The organism is Microvirga sp. BF8 (genome assembly GCF_059888585.1).
The window spans coordinates 417,699-435,858 of sequence record NZ_CM187619.1; the positions used below are offsets into that span (position 1 = coordinate 417,699).

The following is an 18,160-nucleotide window of genomic DNA, read 5'->3' on the forward strand; positions in this document are numbered from 1 at the left end:
CTTACCCCTTCACAGCACCGGCAGCGATGCCACGGATGAACCAGCGTCCCGACACGAAATAGACGACGAGGGGGACGAGGGCCGCCAGCATGGTTGCCGCCATATCGACGTTGTAGGCGCGCTCACCTTGGGTCGAGTGAACGATATTGTTGAGCTGCACCGTCATAGGCAGGTTGTCCCGGCCCGCAAAAGTCAGCCCGAAGATGAAATCGTTCCAGATGCCCGTGACCTGCAGAATCGTCGCAACCACGATCATCGGCGTCGACATCGGCAGCATCACACGGAAGAAGATCGTCCAGAATCCTCCGCCGTCGATGCGGGCAGCCTTGAACAGTTCGACGGGTAGACCGGCGTAGTAGTTGCGGAACAGCAGGGTCATCGTGGGGAGGCCGAAGATCACGTGAACGACGACGATACAGAGCAGCGAGTTGTAGATCCCCGTCATGGAGAAGATCCGCACCAGGGGGTAGAGGAAAACCTGGTAAGGGATGAATGCTCCGAGGAGAAGGATGCCAAATATCAGGTTGGCGCCGCGAACCGTCCACAAAGACAGAGCGTATCCGTTGATCGCGCCAGCAATGATCGACAGGATTACGGACGGGATCAGGATGCGAACCGAGTTCCAGAAGCCGACGCTGATACCATTGCATTCAAGCCCGGTGCAGGCCGAGGACCAGGCCTTGCTCCAGGCTTCGAAGGTGAGCGTCGCGGGCAGGGCGAGGATATTGCCGAGGCGGATCTCCTCCATCGGCTTGAGAGAGGTTACAACCATGATCCATAGCGGCAGCAGGAAAAACAGGGCGGCCGAGATCAGGAACATATAGACGCCGATACGGCCAATAGTCATATATTTCGGGCGGCGTCCCTGCGGTACGACAGCGCTCATGCGGGCCCCCCTTGCGGGCGGACGTACTTGGCGTAGATCCATGGTGCCAGGATCACTACCACGGTGATCAGCATGATCGTTGCAGCGGCGGTTCCAAGGGCGATGTTGTTGCGCTCGAACAGGTGATCCATGACGAACTTTGCCGGCACTTCGGTCGCGATGCCGGGACCGCCGAGTGTCATGGCGACAACGAGGTCGTAGAGTTTCACGACCCCAGTGGCGAGCAGAACGGTCGCCGTCACCACCATAGGTCGGAGAAGCGGCAGGACGATGGAGAGGTAGACACGCCAGGCTGGAATGCCGTCGACGCGGGCAGCTTTCCATAGGTCGGCGTCCACGCCTCGCAATCCCGCAAGCAGGATCGCCATGGTCAGTCCGGCCCCATGCCACAGACCGGCAATGACGATGGTATAGATCGCCATGTCCTGGTTCACGATCCAGTCGAAGGTAAAGTTCTCGAAGCCCATGTCCCGCACAAGCTTCTGAAGTCCGAGTCCGGGATTAAGGAACCACTGCCAGGCCACGCCGGTGACGACGAAGGACATGGCGTAGGGGTAAAGGAAAATTGTGCGGAAGACGCCTTCGGCGCGCACATTCTGATCGATGAATACGGCCAGCAGGAAACCAAGGATGAGGCATCCTGAGATGAACAGGGTGCCGAAGATCAGGATGTTTTCGGCGGAGACCAGGAAGCGGTCGTTCATAAAGAGACGGCTGTACTGAGCAAAGCCGACCCAGTCGAGCTTGGGCAGGAGGGTCGAGCTCGTAAAGGACAACCGCACTGTCCAGAGCATGCAACCGACATAGACGACCAGAACGATGAGAGCTGTCGGCAGAAGCGCCAGGGCGGCTGGCAGCCGCGTCCTTACGCGGCGTCGGCTCTTGAGGGAATGTGCCGATCTGGCAACGGCGGTCGGGATGGTGACAATGGCCATCTGGCATCCGTTCTGTCGGGCGTGATGGGTTCGGCGGGCGCAACGCGTCGCCGAACCCAAGGAACTCAAGCTGACTCAGCTGGCGCTTTGCATGGCAGCCGTCACTTTCTCCACGAAGGCGTCCACCGACATGCTCGGGTTGTTCCAGTATTGTGTGACCGCGTCTTGCATGGCGCCGGAGAAGTTCGGCGTGCTCAGCAGCTCCATGGCCTCAACTTGGTTTTCCGGGTTCTTCAGTACTGAAGCGGATTTCTGGGCGCAGACGTCCATGGACGAGACGTCGACGTCCAGGCGAACCGGAATCGAGCCCTTTTTCTTGTTGAACTCGAGCTGAGTGGCAGGGTCGAGCAGAACTCCAGCCAGTTTGTCCTGTGCTGCCAGCTGGTCCTTGTCCTTGGTCGCCGGGAACACGAAGATGTCACCGCCGATCACCAGGCGGGGGTCCTTGCCGACGATGGTGCAGCTATATTCCTTGCCCGCTGTCTGGCCTGCGGCAGTAAACTCGCCCTTGGCCCAGTCGCCATTGAAGTGCATGGCCGCCTTGTCGGTGATCACCAGGGCCGCGGCGTCGTTCCAGTTGCGCCCCGGTGAACCCGGGTCGACGAGGCTGCGCATCTTGCCGAACAGCTCGGCTGCTTCCTTGAACTCAGCACTTTTGGCGGCTTTCGGATCCCGTTTGCCGTAGACGCTACGGAACAGCTCGGCGCCGCCGTTGCCCACGAGAACGGCGCGGAACAGGTTGTGCTCCCAGTTGGGCTGACCGCCCAGGGCGAGCGGAATGACCCCTTTGGCCTTCAACTTCGCGCCCGCCTCAATGAGCTCAGGGAAAGTCTTCGGGGGTTCGACGCCAGCATCCTTGAAAAGCTTGGTATTGTAGAAGAGCCAGTTTTGACCGTGAATATTGACCGGAACCGCATAGAATTTGCCGTCGTGGACTGTCGCATCGACGATGGGCTTGGGCATGATCTCGCGCCACTTGCCGGCCTTTGCCATATTTTCGACGTCGCGCACGAGGGCGTTGGTCACGAGTTCGTCGAACTGCTTGCCGGTATTGAATTGCATCATGGTGGGTGGATTGCCGCCGACGATGCGGTTGATCCCTGCCGCGCGGGCGTTTGCGCCGCCTGCAATGGCGTTGTCGACCCAGGTGCCGCCGCTCTTGGTGTACTGGTCGGCGAAGACTTTGACAGCTGCGGATTCTCCTGCAGATGTCCACCAATGGAGTACTTCCGCCTTTTGGGCCAAAGCTCCAGAACTCCAAACAAGGGCAACAGAAAGGGTATACGCAGAAACGCGTGTCTTCAGGCCCATGACTTCCTCCCAGAAGTGTTTCGATCGTTCTCTGTAATCGATTACAACTTGCTTTTTGCAGGTTGAAATCGACTGCAAGGTAAGTCAAGCATAATTTTTACGTAATAAGATGGCCGCGATGACAGAAGGGATTACCATGTGCGATCATTGTAGGTGGGAACGATGAGCCGTAGGCACTGGCGCGCGGTCAAAGACATGCGCATCGCCGACGTGGCGCGGCTCGCTGGGGTTTCGACAGCTTCGGTCAGCCGGGTACTGGCGAATCCAGATCAGGTCCGGCCAGAAACACTCGATCTTGTGATGGAAGCCGTGCGGCGAAGTGGCTACACGCCCAACAGCACGGCCCGGAATTTGCGCACGCGGCGCACCATGACCGTGCTGGTCGTTGCTCCGAGACTGACCAATCCGGTCTTCGCGCAAGTGCTGCGTGGAGTGGACGACGAACTGACGCAGAAGGGCTACGGGATCATCGTCGGCAATCTGGACAATCTGATCGAGCGTGAGTCTCGGTATGTAGACCTCGTGCTCTCGCGGCAGGTCGACGGCGTACTTCTGATGAATGGACGCATTCCGGAAAAGGACGGGCGTAGTATGGGCGAAGCCGGGCTCCCCATTGTAGCCTTGTGTTCGGCGATCCCGGGCGCCGGAATTCCCAATGTGACGGTACAGGACCGCGAGGCCTCGCGCAGAGCGGTGGAATATCTGGCGCAACTCGGACATCGCAATTTCGGCTATATCTCAGGCACTCCCGGCACATTCATCGAGGCGGAACGCTTCTCGGGATTCAAGGAGGGCGTCGCTGCCGCCGGGCTCAGCCAGAAGGACTTCACGCGATGGGAAGGGCCTTTCATGTTCGCGACCGGGGTTGCTGCCGCGGAAGCCTTTCTCCGCTTGAAGAAGCGTCCTACGGGAGTTTTCGCGACTTGCGATGAGAGCGCGATCGGATTCATCAAGACGGTGAGATCTGCCGGGATCCGGGTTCCCGATGATGTGTCCGTCATCGGCTTCGATGGCATCGAGTTCGCCGACTATACTGAACCGACTCTCACCACCTTCCGACAGCCGTTGCACGAACTCGGGCGCACCGGGGCAGGCATTCTCTTGAGGATGCTTAAGGGAGAAATGGATCCGACGGACTGGGAGATCCAGCTGCCGTTGCAACTGCTTGAGCGCGGCACGACGGGTCCGGCGATGAGGAAAGGCCGGAAAGCGAAGTGACCGGCACGTCCTTGGATTGCGACCGCTTCATCTCTGGGTGGCTCGGCCTTGTCGCTGCGGTCGCGTCTCTCGAATTCCTCCCGCGCAGGTAGCCTTGCCACGTTTTTGCCGATCGAACGCAACCACTGGAAACGCTCATGACGACCATTCGCAACCCGATACTGCCCGGGTTTAACCCTGATCCTGCGATCTGCAGGGCTGGGAAGGACTATTACATCGCCACATCGACCTTCGAGTGGTATCCGGGCGTTCAGATCCATCACTCGCGCGATCTCGTGAACTGGCGGCTCGCCTGTCGTCCCCTCGACCGTCAATCCCAACTCGATATGCGCGGCAATCCCGACAGTTGCGGCGTCTGGGCGCCGGCTCTGACCTATGCGGATGGGCTGTTCTGGCTGATCTATACGGACGTCAAGCGGCGTCTCGGCAACTTCAAGGACACTCACAATTATCTCGTGACAGCGCCGTCCATCGATGGACCCTGGTCAGATCCGATCCATATGAATTCGTCTGGCTTCGACCCTTCCTTGTTCCACGATAAGGATGGTCGGAAGTGGTTCGTCAACATGGTTTGGGACCACCGCCGACGCCGCAGTTCGTTTGACGGTATTCTCCTGCAGGAATACTCGCCTGCCGAGCGGCGACTTGTGGGTCCGATCACGAACATCTTCAAGGGAAGTCCGCTCGGGCTTGTCGAGGGACCCCATCTCTGGAAGCGCAACGATTGGTACTACCTGACCGTGGCCGAGGGCGGGACCTCCTACAATCATGCCGTTACGATGGCGCGTTCCAGGAACATCGATGGACCTTACGAGCTTCATCCGAACACCCATCTCCTGACCAGCAAGGATGCGCCGGATGCTCCGCTCCAGAGGGCAGGTCACGGCATTTACGTGGAGACACCCAACGGCGAGGTTTTTCACACCCATCTCTGCAGCCGACCCCTGCCCGGAACACGGCGTTCGCCGTTGGGTCGGGAAACAGCCATTCAGCGGGTGGTATGGGGAGAGGACAATTGGCTCTATCTTGCGCACGGGGGGCAGATTCCGGCTGTCGAGGTCGAGGGGCCCGGTCTCCCGCCGCACCCGTTCCCGCCCGAACCTGAGCGCCACGATTTCGACGATGAGAGATTGCCGTCGGTCTTCCAGTGGCTGCGCACACCCGATCGGGACCGCCTGTTCTCGCTGAAGGCCAGGGCAGGCCATTTGCGGCTATACGGGCGCGAGTCGATTGGAAGCTGGTTCGAGCAAGCGCTTGTCGCCCGCCGCCAGACCGAATGGAGCTATTCGGCCGAGACAGTGGTGGACTTCAAGCCCGAAACCTATCAGCAACTGGCCGGGCTGATCTGCTACTACGACCGCGCGCGATTTCACTATCTCGCAGTGTCCGCCGACGATGAGGGGAGGCGTGTGCTGCAGGTCATCTCGTGTCTGGGGGATCATCCAGATGCGTTGATGACTTATATGCTCGACAGCGATCTGCCGCTCCCTGCGCATGGCTCCATCCATCTAGGCGTCGATGTCCGCTTGGCGGAACTTCAGTTCAGGTGGTCCGTGGATGGCGTGGACTGGACGCCTATCGGACCTGTCCTCGATGCGAGCATCCTGTCGGATGAGGCAGGCCCGGGGGCTCATGGATCCTTTACCGGTGCCTTCGTCGGAATGGCCGCACACGATCTGACAGGCCGCGCCCTGCCGGCGGATTTCGATTATTTCGTTTACCGTGCCGCCAATCCCACCAGGTAGGAGATCATCGGCAAACGAAAGTGTCCTGCGGCGTTGCAGGGCAAAGGACATGCCGCTCAATTGAGTGCATAGTTTCAGGAGAACCACATGCAGCCGGTTCGTTGGGGTATTTTGAGCACAGCCAGGATCGGCAGGACGAAGGTTATTCCGGGAATGATGAAAAGCCCGCTATGCGCCATCACGGCCGTAGCGTCGCGGAATGAGGCGTCCGCACGGGCACTGGCCCAGGAGCTTGGCATTCCCAGGGCGTATGGTTCCTACGAGGCGCTGCTTGCCGACCCCGATGTCGAAGCCATCTACAATCCTCTTCCCAATCACCTGCACGTTCCGCTTGCCCTCAAGGCTGCCGCGGCAGGGAAGCATGTGCTGTGCGAGAAGCCTATGGCGATCACGGCTCAGGAGGCGGAGCAGCTTAAGGGGGTCTCGTCCCGGGTCCTCATCGCCGAGGCCTTCATGGTCCGCCACCACCCGCAATGGCTGTACGCGCGGGATCTGATCCGGCAAGGAGCAATTGGCGAGGCGCGGGTGATCCAGGTGTTCTTCTCTTACTTCAATGCGGATCCGTCCAACATCCGGAACCAAGTGGATATCGGCGGTGGCGGCCTGCTCGATATCGGCTGCTATGCGGTGGTGGCCGGGCGCTATTTTTTCGAGGCCGAGCCGGTCCGCGCAATCGCGCTGGTTGATCCCGATCCTGCCCTGGAGATTGACCGTACGACCAGCGCGCTCATGGATTTCGGCGCGCACCGGCAACTCACCTTCACGGTCTCAACCCAGCTTGTGCCTCATCAGCGGGTGCAGATTCTCGGGACGAAGGGACGCATCGAAATGGAGATCCCTTTCAATGCCCCACCTGATCAGCCGACCCGTATCCTCCTCGATGATGGAAGCGTGCATGGCGGCCGATCGGCGCGAGCCGTCGAGTTCGGGACCGTGGACCAGTATCAGCTTCAGGGCGAAGCATTCAGCCGTGCTGTCCGCGGTGCCGAAGCCCTGGGTTACGGTCTCGACGACGCGCTTATGAACATGCGCATCCTGGATGCCTTGCGACGCTCCGCAAAAACGGCAGCTTGGGAGCTGATCTAGCGAGCGCTCAACCGTGACGGCGTTATGCGGGCGAAGCTGACCGATCCTTCCGAAGGACACCGGAGTGGACGCCGTTCAGGGCCGGGGAGCCGTTCGCGCGCTGTTTGTCGGCTCTTGATGTCAGAGGGGCGGGCCGTCTCGACAGCCGAGATCTGACGCTCCGGTCAGGCAGGGTCGTGATCGGCATGGCAGCGTACGACGCCTCAATCGTCCGGAGCCCGATACAACCGAGGATCTCGTGCACTTTGCTCCAAAGTGGAGGCGTTGCTTCAGGCCTGTCCTGAAATCTGCACGAAATATGGAAGCTTGACCGGGATTGTGGCGGAGGGAGAGGGATTCGAACCCTCGATACGGTTTCCCGTATACACACTTTCCAGGCGTGCGCCTTCAACCACTCGGCCACCCCTCCACATGCCCTGAGGCTTCCTCATCCATCCCGGCGCTTCGACGGAGCGCAGATCGACGGGCTCCGCGATTTGGCGGAGGGCGACCGTGTAGCTCCAAACGGGTGCAAAAGGCAAGGTCCAAGTTGCAGGATCGCCGGACGAGCCTTTGCCTTCTCGTCAGGATGCTCTAAAATCACCCTTCAATCGGAGAGGGCACTTGCTGAAGTTTCTGGCGCGTATGTTCGGCTTGCTGCTGGTTGCAGCAGGTTTCGTCGGCCTCGTGATCGACGGAACCCGCTCGATTGTCAACAATGTGATATCGTTCACATCGGTCGACAGCCTTATCGGCCTTGTTCCTGGCGGCGTCCCGGGCCTTCAGTCCAAGGTTGTCGCCCGCTTGTCCCCCTGGCTCTGGGACTCGCTCTTCGTCCATGTTCTCCAGTTGCCGGCCTCGGTCACCGCTTTCCTCATCGGCGCGTTCCTGCTCTGGATCGGGCAGAAGTCGATGGAGCCCATTGGCTATCTGGCCGGCCGCTGAACGGCGCTCTGGAGTCTTTCACGGTATGGTGACCGGAGTGGCTCTCGCGCCTTGGCCGGATGTGACTACATGAAGGAAAACGAAAGGGCCCGCCATGTTCGGTTTCCGCAAGCGACTCGATCTTCCAACCACCTCCGAAGCTCTTCCCGGCAGGCCATCGCCCCTGCCGACAGCAGAGACCCATTTCATCAATGGCCGCCCGCTCAAGCCGCCTTACCCGGATGGCTTTGAAAAAGCCGTTTTCGGCCTTGGCTGCTTCTGGGGCGCAGAGCGGAAATTCTGGCAGTTGGGCGACGGGATCTGGATCACCGCCGCCGGCTACGCCGCCGGTGTGACGCCCAATCCCACCTACGAAGAGGTCTGTACCGGACAGACAGGCCATAACGAGGTCGTGCTCGTCGTCTTCGACCCCCGGAAGATCTCCTACGAGGCGCTTCTGAAGACGTTCTGGGAGAGCCATGATCCGACCCAGGGCATGCGCCAGGGGAACGATGTCGGCACCCAATATCGATCCGGTATTTATGTCTTCGACGAGAAGCAGCGTCAGGCCGCCGAAGAGTCTCGACGGGCCTACGCGGAAGCGCTCGCCAGCCGCGGCTATGACACGATCACGACGGAAATTCTCGATGCCGGGCCGTTCTATTTCGCCGAGGATTATCATCAGCAGTACCTCGCGAAGAATCCCAACGGCTATTGCGGCCTGGGGGGAACCGGCGTGACCTGCCAGATCGGGACGGGCGTCACCGCCGCGTGACAGCCCGCGCTCTGCCTTTTGTCTCGGCTTCCGCCTGGATCACGGCGCCGCTAGAACGCGGCGGCATTCGGCCGGGAGCTGGGCCAGGGTAAGAGGTGGGCGCGGCTTTCCGGGCTTGGGATGCAGCATGTCCGGCGTGAACCATAAGGCCAGCTCCGCTCCGCAGCCATCGCCCTGAGGGGGTGGGTCCTGATCGGCGCACCCCCCATCCGCGTCCGGGCACGAGAGGCGGACATGGAAGTGGTAGTTGTGCCCCCACATCGGCCTGATCTTTCTAAGCCATGTCCGATCCTGCCCTGCCTCGCGGCAGAGCGCTTTCTTGATGGCCGGATTGACGAAGATGCGAGCAACGCCGCGTTCCGTCGCTGCAGTGCGCAGAAGCGCTGTATGCTGTGGCGTCCAGCTTTGGGGATCGATATCGAGGCCATCGGGGCGCACGACGTTCGTGGCGGACATCTGCTCCCGCTCCTCCCGGGTGAGGCGATGTGACGGCATCGGCGTCAGCCACAGATCGGCGTCAAGCCCGATCTGGTGGGATGCGTGTCCGGTTATCATGGGCCCGCCGCGCGGTTGCGAGATATCCCCGATCAGCAATCCTGGCCAGCCATTCACGTTCGGGACTTTTGCCGACAGCCGTCGAAGGAAGGCGACCAGATCCGGATGCCCCCAGTTGCGATTGCGCGAAAGGCGCATCACCTGCCATGTCTCTCCATCGGTCGGGATGGCGACGGCTCCCGCGACGCAACCGCGAGCGTAACCGCCAATGGAGCGGGGGGGCAGGGACGCCGGCTTGTCTCGGCGTCCGAACAGTTCCTTCGCGGCGATGGATGGGTCATCCGGGTGAGACAGAGGGGGCAACGGTCTGGGGTCAAGCGTCCCCTTCTCCTGCGCGGCGACGCCGCAGGACGTGAGAATTGCAAGACCCAGGAGAATGGTTCGAATCACGATCATGCGGAGAGGCTAGCGCGTCATGGCAGTCTTCGGAACGCTCGCCTGCCTGTCCGAGATGCGGGGCGGCTGGCGAACGTTCCTTTCCGTCCCTGAAATCACGATCAATGCCGAGGCTGCGGGCGGGCGCTCGCACCTGTCCGCTGGGACAGGTGGCCAGGCCCGACAACAGGCCTGTCATGGCCATTTCCGGCGCTTCGATTCACGGACCGATAGCGCGGCAATGGGCGACGCCGGGGCATGCGCCGGTAGGAGCCCACGGAGGGGACGACGAGGGCTGCGATCGCGGCAGCAACGCCGGCAAGGACGGCGACCGTGGCGAACGGGTGAATCTGTGCCTCGAGCAGCATGCTCGTCTTACGCGGCTCGTGCGGCAGCGAGGAATAGACGTCGCCGTCCTCACGTGCACGATAGAGGTTATCTCTCATTCCGGGACGCTCAGGATGGTTCGTCGTCTGGGTGGCATATCCGGACCATTCCATGGCTTTGTCGAGCAGTCGCGGCGCGACCTTGCCCATGGCGCCAATGACCCATCCCCCGAAGCCAACGGTGATTTCGCGCCTCGAGTGCCCGGCCGCAAACACGATGGCCTTCGCGACGAGGTTGGGATCATAGGTGGGCGGAGGAATAGCCGCTTCCGCATCAAGGTAGTTTCGGGCGTGCTCCACATAGGGGGTATCAATGGAGGATGGCTTGATCAGGGTAACCCGGACCGGCGTCCCTTCGCTCTCCAGTTCCATGCGAAGTCCATCGGTGAAGCCTTTCACAGCGTGCTTGGAGGCTGAGTACTGGGTCTGGAGCATGATCGCCCGTTCGGAGAGCACGCTTCCGATATTGATGATCGTACCGCCGCGGTTACGCAGGTGCCTCGCGGCGATCAGGGAGCCGTTCACCAGACCCCAATAGTTCACCTCGAAGAGCTGTCGCTGGTCCTGCAGAGGGATCCGATCCAACGCTCCATAGAGAGCGACGGCGGCATCGTTCACCCATGTATCGAACCCGCCAAATGTCTCAACAGCCGTCCGTGCGACGTGTTCCAGCTCCTCGCGCTTGCTTACGTCCGCCGGCACGGCGATGGCGCGCGTGCCGCGACTGCTCAGTTCCCGAGCGACCCGCTGCAGAGCTTGTTCGTTGCGAGCGACAAGCACGAGGCCCTTGGCGCCCCGGGTTGCGAAGAGCCTGGCCGTTGCGAGGCCGATGCCGCTCGACGCGCCGGTGATCACGATGACTTGCTCTTCGACCGGCTTCTGCTGGACCTTCATCTGGCGCTCCTTCGTCCTCGGCGGATTCCTGCAAAACGGATCAACGTGACGAGGATAGGGGGGTTCCGCCTCCCGACCCGGACGCAGTCAGTCGGCTTCCGGCGAGATCATGCGGGAACCGGCTTTTTCGCCCGGGCGTTGCCATGCCAGTCACGGATAGAGGGAGAAAGCGATGCAGACGACAGCACAGACCGGCGGCGAGGTGCGAGAAACCCATGCCTTGATCGCCAGCGACAAGGTCGAGGGCACGCCCGTCCGCCGGTCCGACGGCGAGAAGGTGGGCACGATCGAGCGGGTTATGATCGACAAGCGTTCCGGCAAGGTGGCCTACGCGGTCATGAGCTTCGGTGGTTTCATGGGGCTCGGCGAAGAATACTACACGCTCCCGTGGGGCGTCCTCACCTACAACACGGAGCTGGATGCCTATGAGCTGAACCTGACGGAGGATCAGCTGCGTGGAGCTCCGCGCCGCACGGCGGAGGGGCACGATGCTTCCTACGACCGCGAGTGGGAGGAGCACGTTCACCGCTATTACAATGCCACGCCCTACTGGGGTGAGAGCGATCCGCTGAGCACGGGTCGCTGAAGGTGACAATCCTGAAAGGCGGCTCCAAACGACAATCGCCCGGCTTTCGCCGGGCGATTTTTTGCCGATGCACCGGGTGGCGGAACGCCCACCATCCGCTGCAAATGCCTGACCAGCCCTAGCGCTTCGACTTCGTCGAACGGCTGCGGGAGGTCGACGAGCGCTTCGCGCCCACGGTGCTCGACCGCTTGGTCGAGGACGTGCGGCTCGTCGCAGCGGCAGCGCGGGCCGGCGACTTGCCGGAGCTACGCGACTTCGACGCCGAGGACTTCTTGGCCGAGGTCCTCGAAGGAGCCTTCGTCGCGCTGCGCGAGGAGGTCTTCTTGGCCGCCGAACGGGCCGAGGTCTTCGCGCCGCCGCGGGCTGCGCTGGAGCGGGACGACGTGGAACGTGCGGACGTCGTGCGCTTGGCCGCCGACTTCTTGGCGGTGCTGCGAGCGGTCGACTTCGCTGCCGAGCGGGCAGGAGCCTTCTTCGCAGTCGAGCGCGAGGTGGACTTCGCGGCCGTCTTCTTGGCTCCGGCCTTGGAGGCCGTGCTGCGCGAAGCAGTCTTGGCCGCCGACTTCTTGGCGGTGCTGCGAGCGGTCGACTTCGCTGCCGAGCGGGCAGGAGCCTTCTTCGCAGTCGAGCGCGAGGTGGACTTCGCGGCCGTCTTCTTGGCTCCGGCCTTGGAGGCCGTGCTGCGCGAAGCAGTCTTCGAACCGCTCTTGCGGGACGAGGTGCCCGCCGATTTCGCGGCGGATTTGCGGGCCGTCGAGGTGCCGGACTTCTTGGCACTGGACGTTCCGCTCTTCTTGGCAGAGCCGCGGCGAGCGCTGCTCTTCTTCGATTTGGTGCTGGTCGCACCAGAGTCACCCGTGAACAACATCGTCAGCGGGTTGGACTTGTCGTCTGTCGGCATAGCCGCCTCCTTCAAGGGCCTTCGCGTGCAACCGTCACGCTTCGAAGGCAACGTCGTTATACCAAGCGGGTTCCGATTAACGGAAAGTGTAGAAAGTAAAACTGGCACATTTTCTGTGGATACTTTTCTCCAGACGATGCTTTCGGGCTTGCGCGCAGAGGGCGGAATGCAAGTCCCAATACTCGCTCCAAAGCGGTTCTCGACGATGATCGCATGCGCATCATCCTGATAACATGCGTCTGGAATTCACCTTTAAAAACAATATGTTAAACGAGTTTCGACGAACGTCGCGACGCGTGATTTAGAGTGGTGGCCTCTCCATACGAACAGGCATAGCATTTGCAAGCAACGCCACATGCGCAAGCCTTCCACGAGGTGGGAAACGCGTCGCAAAATTTTTTCGTGTTCGTCCTCCTAAATGCATCCTCCGTGCCTGAATCCGAGCGATTGCGCGTCGTGAATCACGTGTGCGTCGACCGACCAGCCGATCGTTTTGCTCGCCGCGGGCATCGGCGACACAGCTGCTCCGGTAAAGGCTGCCTCCCGAGGCTCACGACCGAGCCCTGCGGATGGTCTAATCTCTGAAGGCGGAGTTGCAGGCGATCGCGTCTTTGGATGGCGATCGGGATTCCGACGATACGGGTCCGGGGAGGTGCTCCAATGCGGGAGAGGGGTCGTGCGAAAATGCCTTCACGAGGGGCCGTTCCAGAGCTAATCCAGTTTGTCGTTCCTTGTGCCACCCGTCCCGAATGATCCGCCACGACGTGTCCCATCGCAGCCTTTTCGCCGTCGTTCTCTGGATGACGGGCGCGCTTTTCTCTTTCGCTGTGACGGCTGTATCCGTGCGCGCGCTGTCTCCGACCTTCTCCGTGTTCGAGATTCTGTCGATCCGGAATGGGGCGGCGGTCGCGCTTCTACTCTCTCTCGCGGCCTTCCGGTCGCGTCTTCGTCCGAGTCTGGTCTCCCGTCGCCTGCTTCTCCATCTGGTGCGGAATGTGCTGCATTTTGCGGGGACCGCGGCGTGGACGCTCAGCCTTACGCTCCTGCCGCTCGCAACCGCCTTCGCGCTCGAGTTCACCGCGCCCGCGTGGGTGGCGCTTCTGGCGGTTCCCTTCCTCGGAGAGAAGCTGACCCAGGGGCGTCTGGCAGCTGTCGTCCTCGGTCTCATCGGCGTTCTCGTCATCCTGCGGCCCGGGATCGAGGCGGTCGAGCCGGCAGGACTCGCGATGCTCGCAGCGGCCGTCGCCTTCGCACTCGTCGCTCTCGCGACGAAACGGCTGACTGAAACGGAAAGCACCTTCGCTATCGTTTTCTTCATGAACCTGATGCAGCTGCCGATGAATCTCGCCGGAGTCGGCTGGGGCTTCTGGAACCGCATCGCCCCGGGCCAGGCACTGCCCCTCGTCGGTATCTGCATGGGGGGACTCCTCGCCCATTTCTGCCTGACGAACGCCTATCGCCATGGGGATGCCAGCATGGTCGTGCCCCTCGATTTCCTGCGTGTTCCGCTCATCGCGCTTGTCGGGTGGACTCTTTATGGCGAGACCCTCGATCCCTATGTGTTTGTCGGCAGCGCCTGCATCATCGCGGGAATCCTTTACTCGTTGCATCGTGAGGCGAAATTCGCATGAGCTGGTCCCCCCAACAGGATGCCGCGTTGAAGGCTGTTTCCGAGTGGCTGAAGCGTGGCGACAGCCCTGTGTTCCGTCTCTTCGGATATGCAGGGACGGGAAAGACGACGCTAGCCCGGCACATCGCGGAGAGTGTAGACGGCGACGTCGCCTTCGGCGCCTATACCGGGAAAGCCGCTCTCGTGCTGCGATCCAAGGGTTGCCAGGATGCCTCCACGATCCACTCCATGATCTATCGCTCCCGCGAGTCCGATGAGGGCGGTCCCCAGTTCGTGCTCAATCGTCAAAGCCAGGCTGCCAAGGCCGATCTGATCGTCATCGACGAATGCTCGATGGTGGATGAGGAGCTCGGGCGCGATCTCCTGTCCTTCGGCCAGCCGGTTCTCGTCCTGGGAGACCCTGCCCAGCTGCCGCCGGTGAAAGGGGGAGGCTTCTTCACGGAGGCGGAGCCTGACGTCATGCTGACGGAAGTGCATCGTCAGGCGAAGGATAATCCCATCGTCCATATGTCGATGAAGGTGCGCGAGGGCGGAAGGCTGGAGCCGGGAACCTATGGTGAGAGCCGCGTCATCCGACGTCACGAGATCGACGCCGCACGGGTGATGGAAGCCGACCAGATCCTGGTGGGACTCAACAAGACGCGGCGTCTGTACAATGGGCGCCTGCGTGAACTGAACGGATATCGTGATCCGATGCCCGCGGCAGGGGAGAAGCTCGTGTGCCTGCGCAACGACAAGACCAAGGGAGTCCTGAACGGGAGCACCTGGAGTATTCAGGCGTTGCGCGGCATTCGCAACGACTTCATCCGCATGGACGTCCTTCCCGACGATGACGGTCGCCGGAAGACCGTCGAGGTTTCCGTCCACAAGGCCTTCTTTGAAGGGGCGGAGGAGGAGATTCCCTTCGTCCTGCGCCGCGAATCCGACGAATTCACCTATGGATACGCGCTCACGGTCCACAAGGCTCAGGGCTCTCAATGGGACGATCTCGTCCTGTTCGACGAGTCCTACGCCTTTCGCGAGCATCGCAGCCGCTGGCTCTATACGGCTCTGACGCGCGCTGCGGAGAAGGTGACCGTGGTCGCATGAGGGCCCCGATCCCGGAGATCGATGCCATTCTTTTACGAATGGGACGTTGATCTTCGTCGTCTTTGCTCTATCCGTAAGACGGGCGTCGTTCGTAGGGTCGCGCCGGCCGGAAACGGTGCCTCGTTAAGGATATCCCGAAACACATGGTCTCCGACGATCAAACGGTTGCGCGTATCGAGGCCCTTGAGCGACAGGTCATGGAGCTGCGCGAGGCCGTCGGCGCACGGGACGCGTTTCTCGCGGTTGCCGCCCATGAGCTGCGTAACCCCATGACCCCCATCCTCGCCCATGTTCAGAGGCTGCGTCGAATTGTCGATACCTCCGATCCGGTGAAGGACGACCTTGCCCACGGGCTGGGCCGCCTCGAGAAGCTGGTGGAGCACTATGTGCGGCGTGCGACCGCTCTGCTCGAGGTGTCCCGCATGACCACCGGAAAGCGAAGCCTGGACATTCAAAGCTTCGATCTGGCCGAACTGGCGCGGGAGGTCGTGGAGGCCTCTCTGCCTGCTGCGCATTATGTCGGTTCGTCTCTCTCCCTCGAAGCGCCGGACGAGCTTCTGGTCTGCACCGACCGCTTGGCAATGGAGCAGATCCTGGACAATCTGGTCTCGAATGCTGTCAAGTATGGCCAAGGACGGCCAATCGATCTCATGATCCGCTCCGATCCGGATGAAACGCTTGTGACGGTGCGTGACCGGGGCATCGGCATCTCTGCTGTCGATCAGGCTCGAATTTTCAGCCGGTTCGAACGTGCGGTCGGAGCGGGATCGACCATCGGCGGTTTCGGGGTGGGCTTGTGGGTCGTGGGTCAATTGGTGGACGCGATGGGTGCGCAAATTCAGGTGCAGAGCGCGCCCGGCGAAGGAACGACGATGACCCTCTGCCTGCCGCGCAAGAGAATGGAACGAATATGACCAAGTGCAAGGAAAGCATCCGGTGAGCGACAGGCGCATCGACAAGCTCTCGACGGGAATCGAAGGGTTGGACACGATCCTTGAGGGCGGGGTTCTCCGCGGAGGCATCTATATCGTTCAGGGCACGCCCGGGGCAGGCAAGACCATCCTCGGGAACCAGCTCTGCTTCAACCATGCAGCCAGGGGAGGACGTGCGCTCTATGTGACGCTGCTCGCCGAAACCCATGGGCGGATGCTCGCTCATATCGGGCAGCTCGGCTTCTTCAACGAGGCGGCGATCCCTGACGGCGTCTCCTACCTGAGCGCTTTCCGCATCCTCGAAATGGAAGGATTGAAAGGGCTTTCGGAGGCCCTGCGGCGGGAGATCCGTGCCCGGCAGGTCGATCTTCTAATCCTGGATGGGCTCGTCTCAGCCGAGGAAACTGCAGGGACGCCTCGTGAGTTCAAGAAGTTCATCCATGAACTCCAGATCCAAGCCGACCTCGCGGATTGCACCATGTTCCTGCTCACAAGCGCTGCGCCTGACCAGGGTTTCGCGTCGGCTGAGCATACGATGGTGGATGGCCTCATCGAGTTGCGAGCCCGGCTCCGCGAGCGCCGGTCCGAGCGCGATCTGCTTGTTCACAAGATGCGGGGCGGGAGTTTCCTCCGGGGCATTCATTCCTTCCAGGTGACCGGCGCTGGCATCACGGTTCAGCCCCGTATCGAGGCGCTGCTTGCTGCGCCAAGCCGCCCGGTCTCTCCAGACGGCCCCATACTCTCCACGGGCATTCCCATGCTTGATGACATGCTCGGCGGGGGCCTCCATCGCCACTCGACGACATTGCTCATGGGGCCGGCAGGCTCCGGCAAGAGCACGCTCGGACAGCACTTCCTCGGTGCGGAAGACGAGCCGGGCCTCTATCTGAGCTTCGATGAGAATCCGGAGTCGATCCGCTTCAAGGCGCGGGCACTTGGGTTGCCCGTCGCCCGGCTTTTCGAGGAGGGGACCGTCGAGATCATCTGGCAGCCTTCGACGGAGGGCATCTTCGACGAAGTTTGTCTGCGGCTTCTCGATCGTGTCCACTCCCGGGGAGTGAGGCGCATCTTCATCGATGGGCTCAACGACTTCGTCCAAATGACAGGCGAGCAGAATCGAATCGGTCCTGCTCTCACGGCCCTTGCGAACGAGTTCAGCGCTCTCGGAGCGACGATGCTCGGCACCTTCGAGCTCGACTTCAACGGGGTCGTGCCCGGGCAGCCGCTGACGGGTCTCCCCATTCTCGGCCTATCGCCCATCGCCGAGAACATCGTCGTCATGAGGTTTGCAGCGCTCGGCGCAGACATTCACCGCCTGATCGTAACGCTCAAGGCCCGCGACAACGCGATCAGGCCCGGGTTCCGACGCTATGACATCACCGCGCAGGGCATCGAGATCGATGCCGATTCCGCGCAGGCCCATGTCATCCTCAACGAGCTCATCCGCAACAGTGGGGCCGCTCCCGCGCCTTTCGCATGCGCCCCGTTCGCTCCCGACCAGCCATCGGGAGACGGCACGTGAAGACGATTCTCGTTGTCGATGACGAGTGGGCGATCGCGGAAGTCCTCGAAGCGCTCCTCGGAGACGAGGGCTACCGGGTCATTGTCGCCAACAATGGCAAGCAGGGGCTCGAGCGGCTTACCGAGTGGCAGCCCGATCTCATCATGCTCGATTTCATGATGCCGATCATGGATGGACCCGCGACGTTCGCGGCCCTCAAGGCGAATCCCGGCACATCCCGAATTCCCGTCATTCTCATGAGCTCCTTACCCGAGGAGACGATTGCAGAGCGCTGCTCCGGATACCGGGCCTTCCTCCGGAAGCCCTTTCGGGTCGCAGCCGTGCTGAAAGCAATCGAAACGGCCCTGAAGTAATCCTTCCGGGGAAGCCGGACGGTTTTCCCAGGGAACCTGAACGGTGCAGAGGCCTTATGTTCCCGGAGCCGACATTCT

At 61.5% G+C, this 18,160-nt stretch carries 17 protein-coding genes and 1 tRNA gene; 12 read left to right on the forward strand and 6 right to left on the reverse strand.

Annotated elements, in window-relative coordinates; translation table 11 throughout:
• Position 1 precedes the first annotated feature (1 nt).
• From AC522E_RS01895 to AC522E_RS01905, 3 genes are all read right to left on the reverse strand, one after another.
• A complete protein-coding gene (locus tag AC522E_RS01895) occupies positions 2-886 on the reverse strand; it encodes a carbohydrate ABC transporter permease (protein WP_500748717.1) in 885 nt (294 codons plus the stop codon).
• Complete coding sequence (locus AC522E_RS01900; protein WP_500748718.1) at positions 883-1,821, reverse strand: carbohydrate ABC transporter permease; 939 nt, start codon at positions 1,819-1,821, stop codon at positions 883-885. Before AC522E_RS01900 ends, AC522E_RS01895 begins: the two co-directional genes overlap by 4 nt.
• A gap of 75 nt (positions 1,822-1,896) precedes the next feature.
• Entirely contained in the window at positions 1,897-3,132 is a 1,236-nt protein-coding gene (locus AC522E_RS01905) for an ABC transporter substrate-binding protein (protein ID WP_500748719.1), read from the reverse strand.
• A gap of 162 nt (positions 3,133-3,294) precedes the next feature.
• On the opposite strand from AC522E_RS01905, the gene AC522E_RS01910 reads away from it, so the two are divergent.
• The 3 genes from AC522E_RS01910 (at position 3,295) to AC522E_RS01920 (ending at position 7,181) form a co-directional block, all read left to right on the forward strand.
• A complete protein-coding gene (locus AC522E_RS01910) occupies positions 3,295-4,350 on the forward strand; it encodes a LacI family DNA-binding transcriptional regulator (protein WP_500748720.1) in 1,056 nt (351 codons plus the stop codon).
• 137 nt (positions 4,351-4,487) lie between these two features.
• Positions 4,488-6,095, forward strand: coding sequence for a glycoside hydrolase family 43 protein (locus AC522E_RS01915; RefSeq protein WP_500748721.1), 1,608 nt, complete (start codon positions 4,488-4,490; stop codon positions 6,093-6,095).
• Positions 6,096-6,182: 87 nt separating this feature from the next.
• Positions 6,183-7,181, forward strand: coding sequence for a Gfo/Idh/MocA family protein (locus AC522E_RS01920; RefSeq protein WP_500748722.1), 999 nt, complete (start codon positions 6,183-6,185; stop codon positions 7,179-7,181).
• Positions 7,182-7,500: 319 nt separating this feature from the next.
• On the opposite strand, the gene AC522E_RS01925 is transcribed toward AC522E_RS01920, so the two are convergent.
• A tRNA-Ser gene (locus tag AC522E_RS01925) sits at positions 7,501-7,590 on the reverse strand.
• A 194-nt stretch (positions 7,591-7,784) separates the two neighbouring features.
• Between AC522E_RS01925 and AC522E_RS01930 the strand changes: the two genes are divergently transcribed.
• A complete protein-coding gene (locus AC522E_RS01930; RefSeq protein WP_500748723.1) occupies positions 7,785-8,105 on the forward strand; it encodes a PetM family of cytochrome b6f complex subunit 7 in 321 nt (106 codons plus the stop codon).
• A 94-nt stretch (positions 8,106-8,199) separates the two neighbouring features.
• A complete protein-coding gene (gene msrA, locus AC522E_RS01935) occupies positions 8,200-8,859 on the forward strand; it encodes a peptide-methionine (S)-S-oxide reductase MsrA (RefSeq protein WP_500748724.1) in 660 nt (219 codons plus the stop codon).
• A gap of 39 nt (positions 8,860-8,898) precedes the next feature.
• Here the strand turns inward: msrA and mepA are convergent, their stop codons facing one another.
• On the reverse strand, positions 8,899-9,810 hold the full coding sequence (mepA, locus tag AC522E_RS01940; RefSeq protein ID WP_500748725.1) for a penicillin-insensitive murein endopeptidase: 912 nt from the start codon (positions 9,808-9,810) through the stop codon (positions 8,899-8,901).
• Between the two features lie 101 nt (positions 9,811-9,911).
• Entirely contained in the window at positions 9,912-11,069 is a 1,158-nt protein-coding gene (locus AC522E_RS01945; RefSeq protein ID WP_500748726.1) for an SDR family oxidoreductase, read from the reverse strand.
• A 172-nt stretch (positions 11,070-11,241) separates the two neighbouring features.
• On the opposite strand from AC522E_RS01945, the gene AC522E_RS01950 reads away from it, so the two are divergent.
• The 7 genes from AC522E_RS01950 (at position 11,242) to AC522E_RS01980 (ending at position 18,082) form a co-directional block, all read left to right on the forward strand.
• Complete coding sequence (locus AC522E_RS01950; RefSeq protein WP_500748727.1) at positions 11,242-11,655, forward strand: PRC-barrel domain-containing protein; 414 nt, start codon at positions 11,242-11,244, stop codon at positions 11,653-11,655.
• Between the two features lie 176 nt (positions 11,656-11,831).
• The gene (locus AC522E_RS01955; RefSeq protein WP_500748728.1) at positions 11,832-12,785 is read left to right on the forward strand and encodes a hypothetical protein; all 954 of its coding nucleotides are present in this window, start codon (positions 11,832-11,834) and stop codon (positions 12,783-12,785) included.
• A gap of 535 nt (positions 12,786-13,320) precedes the next feature.
• Entirely contained in the window at positions 13,321-14,187 is an 867-nt protein-coding gene (locus AC522E_RS01960; protein ID WP_500748729.1) for a DMT family transporter, read from the forward strand.
• On the forward strand, positions 14,184-15,275 hold the full coding sequence (locus tag AC522E_RS01965) for an ATP-dependent DNA helicase (RefSeq protein ID WP_500748730.1): 1,092 nt from the start codon (positions 14,184-14,186) through the stop codon (positions 15,273-15,275). Before AC522E_RS01960 ends, AC522E_RS01965 begins: the two co-directional genes overlap by 4 nt.
• Positions 15,276-15,418: 143 nt before the next feature.
• Entirely contained in the window at positions 15,419-16,189 is a 771-nt protein-coding gene (locus AC522E_RS01970; RefSeq protein ID WP_500748731.1) for a sensor histidine kinase, read from the forward strand.
• Positions 16,190-16,211: 22 nt separating this feature from the next.
• Positions 16,212-17,729 carry an RAD55 family ATPase gene (locus AC522E_RS01975; RefSeq protein ID WP_500748732.1) on the forward strand — a complete coding sequence of 506 codons (1,518 nt, stop codon included), beginning with the start codon at positions 16,212-16,214 and terminating at the stop codon, positions 17,727-17,729.
• The gene (locus AC522E_RS01980) at positions 17,726-18,082 is read left to right on the forward strand and encodes a response regulator (RefSeq protein ID WP_500748733.1); all 357 of its coding nucleotides are present in this window, start codon (positions 17,726-17,728) and stop codon (positions 18,080-18,082) included. The genes AC522E_RS01975 and AC522E_RS01980 overlap by 4 nt, the downstream gene beginning before the upstream one ends.
• Positions 18,083-18,160: the final 78 nt, after the last annotated feature.

What these genes read in the sequence shown, in the direction of transcription:
- msrA (WP_500748724.1), top strand. Translation starts at nt 8,200, where the DNA reads ATGTTCGGTTTCCGCAAGCGACTCGATCTTCCAACCACCTCCGAAGCT.
- mepA (WP_500748725.1), bottom strand. Translation starts at nt 9,810, where the DNA reads ATGATCGTGATTCGAACCATTCTCCTGGGTCTTGCAATTCTCACGTCC.
- AC522E_RS01920 (WP_500748722.1), top strand. Translation starts at nt 6,183, where the DNA reads ATGCAGCCGGTTCGTTGGGGTATTTTGAGCACAGCCAGGATCGGCAGG.
- AC522E_RS01900 (WP_500748718.1), bottom strand. Translation starts at nt 1,821, where the DNA reads ATGGCCATTGTCACCATCCCGACCGCCGTTGCCAGATCGGCACATTCC.
- AC522E_RS01945 (WP_500748726.1), bottom strand. Translation starts at nt 11,069, where the DNA reads ATGAAGGTCCAGCAGAAGCCGGTCGAAGAGCAAGTCATCGTGATCACC.
- AC522E_RS01950 (WP_500748727.1), top strand. Translation starts at nt 11,242, where the DNA reads ATGCAGACGACAGCACAGACCGGCGGCGAGGTGCGAGAAACCCATGCC.
- AC522E_RS01895 (WP_500748717.1), bottom strand. Translation starts at nt 886, where the DNA reads ATGAGCGCTGTCGTACCGCAGGGACGCCGCCCGAAATATATGACTATT.
- AC522E_RS01965 (WP_500748730.1), top strand. Translation starts at nt 14,184, where the DNA reads ATGAGCTGGTCCCCCCAACAGGATGCCGCGTTGAAGGCTGTTTCCGAG.
- AC522E_RS01915 (WP_500748721.1), top strand. Translation starts at nt 4,488, where the DNA reads ATGACGACCATTCGCAACCCGATACTGCCCGGGTTTAACCCTGATCCT.
- AC522E_RS01910 (WP_500748720.1), top strand. Translation starts at nt 3,295, where the DNA reads ATGAGCCGTAGGCACTGGCGCGCGGTCAAAGACATGCGCATCGCCGAC.
- AC522E_RS01970 (WP_500748731.1), top strand. Translation starts at nt 15,419, where the DNA reads ATGGTCTCCGACGATCAAACGGTTGCGCGTATCGAGGCCCTTGAGCGA.
- AC522E_RS01905 (WP_500748719.1), bottom strand. Translation starts at nt 3,132, where the DNA reads ATGGGCCTGAAGACACGCGTTTCTGCGTATACCCTTTCTGTTGCCCTT.